The 12284-nt window shown below is 45.5% G+C and carries 15 protein-coding genes; 7 read left to right on the top strand and 8 right to left on the bottom strand.

What is annotated here, in order from left to right:
* Positions 1–15: 15 nt before the first annotated feature.
* The 4 genes from gatD to LPQ35_RS06580 are packed head-to-tail and all read right to left on the bottom strand — an operon-like array spanning position 16 to position 3441.
* A complete protein-coding gene (gene gatD, locus LPQ35_RS06595; RefSeq protein ID WP_193807857.1) occupies positions 16–1239 on the bottom strand; it encodes a Glu-tRNA(Gln) amidotransferase subunit GatD in 1224 nt (407 codons plus the stop codon).
* Positions 1226–2680: an argininosuccinate lyase gene (gene argH / locus LPQ35_RS06590; protein WP_193807856.1), complete on the bottom strand. Its 1455-nt coding sequence runs from the start codon at positions 2678–2680 to the stop codon at positions 1226–1228. Before argH ends, gatD begins: the two co-directional genes overlap by 14 nt.
* Positions 2658–2939, bottom strand: a complete 282-nt coding sequence (locus LPQ35_RS06585; protein WP_346297594.1) for a DUF504 domain-containing protein — start codon at positions 2937–2939, stop codon at positions 2658–2660. Before LPQ35_RS06585 ends, argH begins: the two co-directional genes overlap by 23 nt.
* Entirely contained in the window at positions 2926–3441 is a 516-nt protein-coding gene (locus LPQ35_RS06580) for an ArsR family transcriptional regulator (RefSeq protein ID WP_048090298.1), read from the bottom strand. Before LPQ35_RS06580 ends, LPQ35_RS06585 begins: the two co-directional genes overlap by 14 nt.
* 94 nt (positions 3442–3535) lie before the next feature.
* Between LPQ35_RS06580 and LPQ35_RS06575 the strand changes: the two genes are divergently transcribed.
* The 6 genes from LPQ35_RS06575 (at position 3536) to cobA (ending at position 8919) form a co-directional block, all read left to right on the top strand.
* Positions 3536–3718, top strand: a complete 183-nt coding sequence (locus LPQ35_RS06575; RefSeq protein ID WP_048090295.1) for a DUF5350 domain-containing protein — start codon at positions 3536–3538, stop codon at positions 3716–3718.
* Between the two features lie 120 nt (positions 3719–3838).
* Positions 3839–5161, top strand: a complete 1323-nt coding sequence (gene hemA, locus LPQ35_RS06570; RefSeq protein WP_193807855.1) for a glutamyl-tRNA reductase — start codon at positions 3839–3841, stop codon at positions 5159–5161.
* Positions 5082–6047 carry a porphobilinogen synthase gene (gene hemB / locus LPQ35_RS06565; protein ID WP_346297593.1) on the top strand — a complete coding sequence of 322 codons (966 nt, stop codon included), beginning with the start codon at positions 5082–5084 and terminating at the stop codon, positions 6045–6047. Before hemA ends, hemB begins: the two co-directional genes overlap by 80 nt.
* Positions 6048–7316 carry a glutamate-1-semialdehyde 2,1-aminomutase gene (gene hemL / locus LPQ35_RS06560; RefSeq protein WP_193807854.1) on the top strand — a complete coding sequence of 423 codons (1269 nt, stop codon included), beginning with the start codon at positions 6048–6050 and terminating at the stop codon, positions 7314–7316. It abuts the gene before it with no gap.
* The gene (gene hemC / locus LPQ35_RS06555) at positions 7298–8173 is read left to right on the top strand and encodes a hydroxymethylbilane synthase (protein WP_193807853.1); all 876 of its coding nucleotides are present in this window, start codon (positions 7298–7300) and stop codon (positions 8171–8173) included. Before hemL ends, hemC begins: the two co-directional genes overlap by 19 nt.
* Positions 8170–8919, top strand: coding sequence for a uroporphyrinogen-III C-methyltransferase (gene cobA, locus LPQ35_RS06550; protein ID WP_193807852.1), 750 nt, complete (start codon positions 8170–8172; stop codon positions 8917–8919). Before hemC ends, cobA begins: the two co-directional genes overlap by 4 nt.
* Here cobA and truA read toward each other — a convergent pair.
* From truA to LPQ35_RS06530, 4 genes are read right to left on the bottom strand one after another with little or no spacing between them, the layout of a single operon-like run.
* Positions 8892–9665 (bottom strand): tRNA pseudouridine(38-40) synthase TruA, encoded by a 774-nt coding sequence (gene truA / locus LPQ35_RS06545; protein WP_193807851.1) that lies wholly within the window; start codon positions 9663–9665, stop codon positions 8892–8894. The genes cobA and truA overlap by 28 nt on opposite strands.
* Entirely contained in the window at positions 9659–10444 is a 786-nt protein-coding gene (locus LPQ35_RS06540) for a nitrilase-related carbon-nitrogen hydrolase (RefSeq protein WP_193807850.1), read from the bottom strand. Before LPQ35_RS06540 ends, truA begins: the two co-directional genes overlap by 7 nt.
* Before the next feature lie 54 nt (positions 10445–10498).
* Positions 10499–10900 (bottom strand): methyltransferase RsmF C-terminal domain-like protein, encoded by a 402-nt coding sequence (locus tag LPQ35_RS06535; RefSeq protein WP_193807849.1) that lies wholly within the window; start codon positions 10898–10900, stop codon positions 10499–10501.
* Entirely contained in the window at positions 10893–11810 is a 918-nt protein-coding gene (locus LPQ35_RS06530) for an NOL1/NOP2/sun family putative RNA methylase (RefSeq protein WP_193807848.1), read from the bottom strand. Before LPQ35_RS06530 ends, LPQ35_RS06535 begins: the two co-directional genes overlap by 8 nt.
* Positions 11811–11881: 71 nt before the next feature.
* Here LPQ35_RS06530 and LPQ35_RS06525 point away from each other — a divergent pair, with 71 nt between their 5' ends.
* Positions 11882–12193, top strand: a complete 312-nt coding sequence (locus LPQ35_RS06525; RefSeq protein WP_193807847.1) for a hypothetical protein — start codon at positions 11882–11884, stop codon at positions 12191–12193.
* Positions 12194–12284 lie beyond the last annotated feature (91 nt).

Raw genomic sequence — 12284 nt, 5'->3', positions numbered from 1 at the left:
ATCCCTCCCACAAAGTTAAATTGTCAGGTCCTCATATCCGAGCATCGGATTTATCTCTCCCACAATGTTTTCCTTCACCAGCATTTTTGCATCCTCCACGTCAAAGTTACCGAGGAGCCACATGAGCTTTATCAGAGCAGTTTCAGGCAGCATATCTTCGCCCTCAATGACTCCAGCCCTGAGCAGGTACCTGCCAGTATCGTAGACCCTGTCACACACCCTCCCCCACAGGCACTGGGAGGTCATGACAATCACGCTATCCTCCGCTATCCTTTTCACCGTCTCTACCCAATCCGTGGAAACGTGCCCCAATCCAGTGCCCTCAATTACGAAGCCCCTGTATCCCCTGTCATGGAAAAATTCCAGTATCTCCGGTCCAAGCCCAGGATAGTATTTTATCAGGGCAACTTTTTCTTCAAATTTATCATAAAGCTCAAGCTCCCTCTCGTTCCGTCTGAACCTTTCCGCAATCCAGTCGATCCTTCCATCAGGAAACACTTTTCCGAGCGGAGAATAATTCACGCTCTCGAAAGCATCCCTTCTTGAAGTGTGATTCTTTCTCGCCTTGACACCCCGATGAATATAGCAGAATTCATCAGCGGTTGTCCCGTGCATGACGATTGTGACTTCACCCAGATCGCTCAGTGCAGTATGAGCGGAGCATATCATGTTCATCGCAGCATCACTGCTCGGTCTGTCAGAGCTTCTCTGGGCACCAACAAAAACCACCGGTACGGGAGTCCTGAGCATGAAAGCCAGTGCAGATGCGGAATAATGCATCGTATCAGTGCCGTGAGTTACAACAACCCCATCATATCCATCTCTCACAGCCTCATGCACACGCCTTGCAAGCTTCACCCAATAATCAGGTTTCATGTTTTCACTCAGAATATTGTAGAGCAGCTCTGCATCAATATTTGCAATCTCAAGCAACTCCGGAATGTCCGCAACGATTTCCTCTGCAGAGAACTGACTTGTAACGGCGCCGGTTTTGTAATCCACCTTGCTTGCAATCGTACCTCCTGTCGAGATAACCTTTATCGTACCCAGATTTTCCCTGCTTTCAAACCTTTGAGGCACAAATTCATGCATTTCCACTTCTTTTTCCTCAAGAATTTCATAATCGTAAAATCCAGCATTATAGCCACTATCAAGTTTTAAAACGAGTTTATTATCATCAGATGGGAGCGCCACCCCTTCAAATACTCTACCTTTCGCCTTTATTTTAACTCTCTTCATTTTCAAAGCTCTCCACCTCCCCTACCAGATCATTCAGAGAATTTTCAATACTGGATTTAATCTGGATCAGTATCTCTTCATCCTTCTTTAGCTTTTCGAGTCTTTTAGCAATCATACTTGTTATGTTGTCCTCACTCGTACCACCTTCACTTCTCTTCATCTCGACAGCATTTTCTGGCCTGGCGAACATATCGAGCTCTTCAGGCGCAATTTCCAAGCTCAATCCGAATTTCTCAAAAACATCTGCAAGCTCTTCAGCACCAATTTCATCCTTTTCAAGCTTTGCAAGCTCCCCGACAATCCTGTGAGCATCTCTGAAAGGCACTCCCTTCATAACAAGTAAATTTGCTATATCTGTTGCCAGAGAGAAGCCTTTGGACGACTTTGCCTTCAAAACATCTGTTCTGAATTCAATTTTTTCAAACAACCCTGTCATGACTCTGGCAGAGATTAAGGTTTCATCCAGTGTTTCAAACAGCAGGCGATTCATTTCCTGGAAATCCCGGTTGTATGCAAAGGGCAGTGCCTTGTAGATCGTCAACGCAGCAGTAAGGTTACCAATCATCTTTCCGGCTTTCGCCCTTATGATTTCGGCAGTATCAGGGTTTTTTTTCTGTGGCATTATGCTTGAGGATGAAGCAAATTCATCGGGAAGATTCACAAACCCGAACTCAGAAGACCACAGAATTATCTCCTCACAGATTCTGCTGAATGACAGCATCAGAGACGTGCAGGCAAAAATGCATTCTACCAGAAAATCCCTCGTCGCAACCGCATCCATCGAGTTTTCAACGATTCCATCAAAGCCAAGAAGCCTTGAAGTCAGGAAACGATCGACGGGAAAACTCGTTCCTGAAAAGGCTGCAGAGCCGAGTGGAGAAAGATTCGTTCTTCTGAAAACCTCAAGGAACCTCTCGAAATCCCTTGAAATCATGTCGTGGTATGCCAGAAGGTGGTGCGATAATTTGGTTGGCTGGGCATACTGCAGATGAGTGAAACCTGGCATCACGTCATTCAAATGCATTTTAGATTTTTTAAGCAGTACAGACCTGATCTCAAGGATTTCAGCCATTATTTCGGTAAGCCTATCTCTTGCAAACAACCTGAGACATGTGGCCACTTCATCATTCCTGCTTCTCGCAGTATGCATCTTTTTTCCGTTTTCACCTGCAAGCTCAATTACTCTGGCCTCAATAGCCTCATGCACATCCTCATACTCTCTTGACAGAGAAGAAAAACCCTCTGATTCGATTTTCTTCAAAGCCAGGACGATTTTTCTCGCAGAATCCCTGTCAATTATTCCCCTTTTTTCAAGCATGATGACGTGAGCGTAATCAACGAGAATATCATAGTAAAAGATGTTTTCATCAAAATCCATAGAGGTCGTCAGCTTGAGAGCGTATTCATCCATTTTTTTATCAAGCCTGCTTCTCACCGTCATCTCTGTCAGCTAATTCACCGGAATTAATTAACTTTTTCCAGACTGTCTTTCCACAGTACGAAATCTCAATGACCCTGTGGTGGGGGATCGCAGAGCTTTCGGTATAGATGAAGGCATGCCCGATCTCTCTTATCTGATCACCCGAAATCACAGAGTAACCCTTCGGCCTGTCCAGATACCTAATAAGCACGTTTCTCAGATCGTATTCGGGATGCCATCTGAATTTGTCCAGAATTACCTTGATCTCAGACTTCTTCATTTTTTGCTGGCTCAACAAGCTGACCTTTCAGATTGAGCTTCAGTGATTTTTTCGCCAGTGCCCTGATAAACAGGTTGTCAAGCCCGGTTTCCCTGCTTATATGCTGAACGGATATTCTTCCCCTGCCAATCTGCTCGAGTATTCTGTCAACAATCTCGCTTTCCTCATCCTCAGCCATAAAAATCGCATTCAGTATCGTGTTGAGTTCCTTGAGTGAGATGTAAACGTTTATGCTCAGGTGTGTGTAACTGACATGGTACTCCTTTTCCGGCTTTCCTGCAGGGTCAGAGGGCATTCTCCACTTAATCTCAAGCATGCCTGCATTTTTAAGGATTCTAAGCGCCTCCTCCACACCTTCCCCGTAAAGCTGTTTCAGCTCTTCCAGAGTTCTCCACTCACTCAGCAAAGTTTCATAAACTCTCCTGTAGGTCTCGGTTGAGAAAAGCTGCAGAACCGGAACAAGCTCCACCGCATCATTTACAAGCTTTGCCCTTCTTACCATCTCTGATATAATCTGCTCTTGCGGTATTTATTATTTTGCATCACCAATATTATGAGAGAAAAGTTTTTTAAGTCTGCTTGTTTCAGGCACAATCATGGGTAAGACTGGAACGACTCAATGGATCAAGATAAAGAACAGAAAAGGCGGTACCAGGCTTGTGCCAACAAAGTATCAGCTCCATAAAAAGCCAGGACCGAATCAGAAGTACACATCAGACGGCAAAAAGAGAAGGAAGATAAAAAGAAGCCCCAAGAGCATAGCCGGTGCGAAGACCTGAATTTTATAATTATCTTTTCTAATAATCCCAGTTTCGACAGGCTGATTTGCCGGAAATTCTTTTACAGCAAACCTAAAGTTTAAATTACTCCCTACCCCAGGATTAAAACAAGGTGATGAAATGGAAATAGCCAACCTTGTGATATCTCATAAAAAAGCTTCAATCGATCAGATTCAAAAAGCCTGGCATGGCGATTATAAAACGCTACTCGACAGGGTGATGTCATTCTCGAACATAAGAGAATGTGCCATCCTCCTTACCTGCAACAGAGTTGAGGTTTATGTTTACGGATCCGGCACCATAGAAACCCTCAGAGAGTTTGCCAGGTCGATGGGTGTTCCTGAAAGGATTATCGAAATCCACAAAAATGGAGAAACCCTTGAACACATCCTGAGAGTCGCGTCAGGTCTCGAATCGATGATGGTCGGAGAGGACCAGATTCTCGGGCAGGTTAAGGATTTCTACAACATGGGGAAGGAATACGGAAGTATCGGTGAAGTCCTTGACCTGGTTTTCTCCAAGGCAATTCAGGTGGGCAAAAAAGTCAGAAACAAGACAAAGATAAACAAGGGTGCGGTGAGCATCGGTAGTGCTGCTGTTGAGCTTGCCGAAAGAAGGTTGGGAACTCTCACAGGAAAAAAGGCATTAATTATTGGGGCTGGGGAGATGGGCAAGCTCGTTGCAAAGGCTATAGCACACAAGAACCTCGATAAGATATACATAGCAAACAGAACCCTTCAGAGAGGCAAGGCTCTCGCTCAGGAAGTTGGTGGGAAGGCAATTGCTGTACCGTTTGACAAGGTCGAGAAATACATCACCGAATGCGATTTTGTGATCTCGGCAACATCTGCCCCCCACTACGTCATAACAAGAAGCATGATGGAAAAGATCATGGAAATCAGGAAAGAACCGGTTCTCCTTGTCGATATAGCTCTTCCAAGAGACGTGGAACCGGAAGTAGCTAACGTTGAAGGTGTCCTCCTCCACACAATTGACGACCTCAGAGAAATCAGCAGAGAGAATCTGAGAAGAAGGTTAAAAGAGGCAGAAAAAGCTGAAAAGATAATAAAAGAGGAGCTTGGTGACCTCATCGAAAGGTTGAAGGAATTGAAAGCAAGAAATGCCATCTGCATGATGTATTCCCACGCAGATTACATAAAAAACGAGGAGATCATAGAGCTTTACAACAAACTTCATGCAAAATATGGTGTCGATGAAGAAGTTCTGCCTATGCTCGAAAGCTTTGCAAACTCACTCATCAAAAAATTCCTCAGAAAGCCAACTGTCAGACTGAGGCAGGCAGCACGTAATGGAAAACCGGAAGTTGTGGATGCGGTGGAGTTTTTATTCGGAGGTGTTAAGTATGGAATTTCCAAAGGTGAGAATGAGAAGATTGAGAAAGAACAGAATCCGCCCCCTAATGCAGGAGACGAAGCTGTCTAAGGAAGACCTGATAATGCCAATCTTTGTTGATGAAAACATTTCATCAAGACAGGAAATTCCCTCAATGCCTGGATACTTCAGAATCCCCCTTCACAGCATATCCGATGAGATAGGAAAGGCAATGGAGCTGGGAATAAGAGCATTTATTTTCTTTGGCATACCTGCCAGCAAGGACGAAATTGGAAGTTCCGCATATGATGATGATGGGGTAATTCAGAAGGCTTTGAGAGACGTCAGGCAGGACTTTGATGATGCCGTACTGATAACAGACGTCTGCCTGTGCGAGTACACCACCCACGGGCATTGCGGTATTGTCCATAATGAAGAGATCCTGAATGACCCAACCCTGCCGGTTCTTGGAAAAGTTGCTGTGAGCCACGCCAGAGCCGGAGCAGACATCGTTGCTCCCTCCGGAATGATGGACGGGATGATAAAAGCTATACGAGGCGCTCTTGATGAGAATGGATTTGAAAATACGGCAATAATGAGCTATTCTGCCAAATACGCTTCGTCATTCTACGGACCATTTAGAGAGGCTGCTGAAAGCGGATACGCCTTCGGAGACAGGAAGAGCTACCAGATGGACTTCCACAACAGTGATGAAGCGTTGAGAGAGGTTGAACTCGATTTGAGAGAGGGGGCTGACATGGTCATGGTCAAGCCCGCCCTCAGCTATCTGGACATCATACGAAGGGTTAAGGAGGCATTTAAGGTTCCCGTTGCAGCCTATAATGTTAGCGGAGAATACAGCATGGTCAAGGCCGCTGGCAGAATGGGGTGGCTCGATGAGACGAGCATAGCATATGAAATACTCACCTCAATAAAAAGGGCAGGTGCTGACCTGATAATCACCTATCATGCAAAGGAAATTGCGGAGGTTTTGTGAATGTGGGAGAAATCAAAGGAGCTTTATGAAACCGCCAGGAATTTGATGCCTGGAGGGGTTTCAAGCCCGGTTAGAGCCGTAAAGCCGTTTCCATTCTACACAAAAAGGGCTAAAGGTTCGAAAATATACGATGTTGATGGAAGCGAATACATAGACTACTGCATGGCGTATGGGCCATTAATTCTCGGTCACGGGAATGAAAAAGTTAAGAACGCAGTTAAAGAGAGGCTTGAAGATGGTTGGGTTTACGGAACCCCCATAGAACTAGAGATAGAATATGCAAAACTCATAACAGATATCTATCCATCCATAGACATGGTCAGGTTTACAAACACCGGCAGTGAGGCGACGATGGCAGCACTCAGGCTTGCCAGAGGATTCACAGGAAGAAAGAAATTCATAAAAATTGAAGGAAGTTTTCATGGTGCCCATGATTCCGTGCTTGTTAAGGCGGGCAGCGGAGCCACAACACACGGAACGCCAAACTCAGCAGGAGTCCCTGAAGAATTCGTGAGGAATACTCTTCAGGCTCCATACAATAATGTTGAGGCTCTCTCTGAAGTTATTGAGAAAAACAGAGAAGATATTGCCGCCCTGATTCTCGAACCCGTGATGGGCAATGCTTCACTGATAATCCCTGACGACGGTTACCTGAGAGAAGTCAGGAAAATCACCATGGAAAACGACGTTCTGCTCATCTTTGATGAGGTCATAACAGGATTCAGGCTTTCACTCGGCGGTGCCCAGGAGTATTTTGGTGTTGAGCCGGACATAACCACTCTCGGAAAAATTGCCGGAGGAGGATTCCCGATAGGCATCGTTGGAGGGCGAAAAGAGATACTTGAAAAATTCAGCCCTTCCGGACCAGTTTATCAGGCTGGAACATTCAGCGGAAATCCGATAAGCCTCACGGCAGGATACACAACAGCGAAAATCCTTGAAGAGGAGAGACCGTACGATGAGCTTAGGAGAAAAACCGAAAATCTGGTGAGCGCACTGAAAGATGAGGTCCATGATGCGAAACTCAATGTGAGCATTGGCTCCATTGAATCAATGTTCTGCGTTTACTTCGGAGAAAAGCCCAGAGACTATTCCTCAGCTCTGAAACTGGACAGTAGAAGGTTCATGGAGTTCTACTGGAAACTGCTTGAAAACGGGGTGTTCTTCCCACCATCTCAGTACGAAACGTGCTTCATGAGCGTTGCCCATGGGCGGGAAGACGTGGAAAAAACGGCAGAAGTGATTGCAAAATGCCTGAGAGCATTGTAATCGGGACAAGAGGTAGCAAGCTTGCCCTGGCACAGGCGGAAAAAGTAAAGGGAATACTGGAAAAAAAAGGATTCGAAACAGAGCTTAAAATAATCAAGACATCTGGAGACATTAAGAGAGACAGACCCCTGCATGAATTCAGGGGAATCGGAGCATTCGTAAGGGAGATAGACCTTGCGCTGAAAAGAGGCGAGATAGACATTGCCGTCCACAGTCTCAAGGACGTTCCAACTGAAAGGGTAGAGGGGACGGTGATTGCCGCGGTTCTTGAAAGAGAGTCACCATGTGATGCATTCATAACCAAGGATGGAAAGAGATTCGAGGAGCTTGAGAGCAGCTCTGTAATCGGCACATCGTCACTGAGAAGGAGAGCTATGGTTTTAAAATTGAGAAAAGACTTGAAGATAGAGAATCTCAGAGGAAACGTTGACACAAGACTGAGAAAGCTGAACGAGGGTATGTACGATGGAATTTTTCTTGCTGAAGCGGGATTGATCAGGCTCGGATGGGATAAAAAACTGAAATACCAGAGGCTCGATCCCAAAATATTCGTGCCATCAGCCAATCAGGGGATAATCGCCATAGCCACGAGAGAGAACGAAAAAGAGCTTGTCAGCTTTATGAATCACGAAAAAACATACAGAGAAGCTATGCTCGAGAGGGCTGTGATCAGCGAACTGGGAATAGGGTGTGCAATTCCGGCTGGAATCTATGCAGAGAGCGAGGGCAGAAAAATCAGACTCGTGTGCGAGATACTCAAAGAGAACGGAGAAATTACTGCCAGAATTGATGAAAAACTGGATAGAGATTACTCACAGAGTGATGTTAAAGAGATTCTGAGGGAAGTGATATCTTGACAGTATATATCGTCGGCTCAGGTCCGGGAGACCCTGAACTGCTGACCCTCAAGGCTTTGAGATTGATACGAGAAGCGGATGTTATTCTTTACGACGAACTCATAGGGGAGGAGATAAAAGAGCTTATTAAAAGAGAGAGCAGGGCAATCCTGATTGACGTAGGAAAAAGGGCCGGAAAACACAAGAAAAAGCAGGACGAGATAAACGAACTGCTTGTGAAATACGGGAAAGAACATGACAGAGTTGTAAGGCTCAAGGGTGGCGATCCCTTCGTCTTTGGCAGAGGTGGCGAGGAAATAGAGGTTCTGGCAAAACACGGAATTGAGTTTGAAGTTGTGCCGGGAATCACTTCAGCAATAGCAGTTCCAGCATACGCAGGCATACCTGTAACCCACAGGAAATACGATCCCGCACTGGTTTTCATAACGGGCAAGCAGGAAAGAGAGAGGCTTGACTGGGAGGCACTTGCAAGGCTGAACGCCACGATCGTCATACTCATGGGGGTGTCGAACCTCAGAGAGAACGTCGAAAAACTCCTGAACCATGGTAAAGACCCGGACACGCCTGTTGCAATAATCGAAAATGGAACCACGGAGAAACAGAGAATCATAAGGGGTAAGCTATCCAGCATCGCCGGGATTGCAGAAAGGGAAAATGTGAAGGCTCCGGCAGTGATAGTAATCGGAGGAGTGGCAGAGGTATCTGACAAAGTGAAGGATTACCTTAAAAACCTGAAAATACCGTAGAGCTGTGCAAATTTTCTCATCCTTTCCTGAATCCTCTCCTGCAGCAGCCCGTAAATTTTTTCATCCTTTTTAAACTCGAAAGGATATTTCACATCAATGAGTATCAGTCCGTACGGGCTTGCTGGAGTTAAGGGTACGTGTTCTCCCGAAAGAACAAGCTTGACTATTTCCGGATCACTCTTCATTCCTGCAATTTTCAGAGCCGTTACAATCTTCCTCACCATGTTCCAGGCGAATGCATTGCCCTCAACAGTATAGATGATAAAATCTCCCCTCTTCTCAATTTCCGAGCGGAGAATCTCCCTGACACAGGGCCTACAGGCTTTTGCAAAGCCAGAAAAGTCGTGCTTTCCCAGCAGCATCTGTGCCGCATTTTTCATCGCTTCAACATCAAATCCCTCGTCGGGCAGAACATACCTGTAAACTCTCGAAAGAGCTTTCCTCGGATTGAAATGCCCATCAACAACGCTGTATGCCCAGACAGAGACATCGTCAGGCAAATTCGAATTGAGAACTCTCAAAAACCAAGGCTCAAAAGAGTCGAGATTAACCGCAAAAACGTTGCCAAACGCGCTGACACCCGCATCGGTCCTGCCTGCAATCCTGTATCTTCTCTCCCTGGCGTTGATGCCGAGCTTTTCAAACGCCCTGAAGATTTCTCCATCAACCGTTCTGAGATGTGGCTGAAACTGGTTTCCAGAGAAGTTCCAGCCAAAGTAAGCATACTTGAAGGCCACCCTCAGCATTCAATTCCTCCATCCAGCAGTTCCCTCATTGCTGAAATGTTTCTATCCCTCAAAGAGTAGTTTACCTTCCTGTATTCCCTGATTCTGCCGATATCGATTTCCGCTTCGATCAGCTCCTCGGAGTTCTCGTTCTCGTATCTGGAGATAATTCCTTCAGGGGTTGAGATCAGGCTTCTTCCCACACATCTCTCACCGGTAAACGTGATACCCACTCCCCCCGCTTTCACTATCGCATAGGCGTTATCGAAGGATCTCGTAAAGTAAAGACAGTGTCGGAACTCCTGTGCAGGCAGCTGAGATTTCTTGAAAGAGACGACAGGGTTGAGCACGACGTCAACTCCCTTAAGCCCCGGAATCCTGCACAGCTCCGGATACAGAATATCAGCACAGATTAAAGCCGAATACCTTATTCCATCAAGCTCAAAAACTTTCAGCTTTTCTCCACAGCATATTCCTCTCTTCTTTTCACTCTCCGTCGGGTGAATTTTGTCCTGCACTGCCACGAGGTCTCCATCGTGGAACACATAAAGGGTGTTGTAATACTTTCCACCATCACTTCTCACAGCATTTCCTGCCACAATAGCTCCTCTTTCTCTGCTAATCTTTTTCAACCAGTCAATCGTTGTTTCTGCGATGCTGCCAGTAAATACATCATCAGAATAGGAAAAGTATTCCGGAAGCAGGTAGAGGTCAGAATCGGAAGAGAAAACCAATTTTTCAGCACTTTCAAATGCTTTTTTGCCAGTAAGGCACTGCACGGCGGAAACTCGGAGTTTCATCCCATTCACCTGAATCAAAATTAATGGCTGATAAACTAAATACATTTCCCTGCTCTAATCGCCCCTCAATCTCCGGTCTTTGGGAACGAAATTCCGTATGATCTTTCCATTACCCCTGCCGCATCCGAGCCAGTAGGTTTTCCATTTTAAAACAACATATCCCTGCACATCCCGTTCAATATCCTCTCCTCGAAGCCACCTTATCATCTCATCCCTGCTGAGCTCGACCACGTTCTTTCTGAGTTCATCATTCAGAAGATAGCATCCTTCAATCGACAGTCTTATGCCATCCCTTTCAATTTTCCCGAAGTAAACACCAGAGTGCCTTTCCTCAATGTCAGGTCCGCATTCTCTGTATGCGTAAATTCTGTTCTTGCCCATCAGCTTAAGCCTTAAATTCAGAATTTCAACGCCAAACTGTTCCCTGAGTTTTTCAAGTATTTCTCGCTCATTCATCCTTTACCACCTTCGCAACAAAAAATCCCTCAGTATTGTTGTCCTGAGGATGGATTCTCAGGCACTTCTTGACCTCATCGGTGTAAATCTTCCCTCTGAATTCGGTTATGGGTTCGTGCGACTTTAAAGGAAGATCAATCTTTTCGAGCCTTGCATCAGTATTGCTCAAAAGATAATCCACAACCTCCTCGTTTTCTTCAGGGTCGAGTGTACATGTCGAGTAAACGAGAACTCCACCAGGTTTCAGTGCCCTGTATGCAGCCATTATCAGCTCCTTTTGAAGCCTTGACAGAGCCTCAACATCCCTCTGCCTCCAGAGTCTCAGGTACTTGTAATTCTTCCGTATCATGCCCACGTTGCTGCACGGAGCGTCAAGCAGAACTCGATCAAATGTATCTCTGAACCTTCCAAAATACCTGCCGTCCTTCATCGTAACCCTCACATTGACAGACCCGAATTTCTGGATGTTGGATATCAGGATGTTTATCCTCGGGTATTTCACATCATTTGCAACGATACAGCCCCTGTTTTCCATGTAAGCCGACATCTGAGTTGTTTTTGATCCGGGCGATGCCGCCATGTCCAGAACGAGCATTCCCGGCTGGACATCAAGAACAGCGGCAGGAATCATCGAGCTTGCTTCCTGCATGAAAATTAACCCAAGTGCGAACTCGGGCGTGTTCGTTACCTCCTCACCATACACAAAATAACCCTCCTTGGCCCAGGGAACCCTTTCCAGCTCAAATTCTTCAGAAAGTCTCTCGACGACATCATCAATTCCGACTTTAAGCGTGTTGACCCTGAAGCTCTGTCTTAAGGGCAGCATCATGTAATGAAGGAACTCCTCAGTATCGTCTATGTCTTCATATTTCCTGAAAAAATCAGGATTGGTGTCTTTCAGCTCATCCATCAATGGCTGGCTGAACCAAGGAATAATAAACATGTCGTTAAGATTATATGTAGTTTGCACCACTTTAAATCATGGCGGATAACACGTTTGTTGCCATCGGTCTGATAATAGGCCTTCTTTTCGGCATGTCCGGAATAGCGACCCTTTTCAATTTCATGAACATGGCCATGGAAGAAACGGCACAGCAGCTTGCCCAGATTGGTGCAGTTTCCACCCTCGTTCTGCTGGTGATAGCACTAATTCTGATAATCAAAATCAGGATAATATCTTCCCTTATCGTGGGTGCGGTAATCGGAGCCGTGCTTAACATAATTCTAGAGATGAACGGAATAAACATAGCAAACGACGTTTTTCAGGCTATCGCAAGAGGACTTGGACTTTAAAAACTTTTTCTTTAAGAAAAATAATTTCTTGTATTAACACATCACGAAATGAAAGTGCACGTAACGAGAAAGTTAATTATCAATCCTGTAA

The sequence above is a fragment of the Geoglobus acetivorans genome (assembly GCF_039641995.1).
In the GTDB taxonomy this organism is placed as follows: Archaea; Halobacteriota; Archaeoglobi; order Archaeoglobales; family Archaeoglobaceae; genus Geoglobus; species Geoglobus acetivorans.
This window is presented reverse-complemented; position numbering and strand designations above follow the sequence as displayed.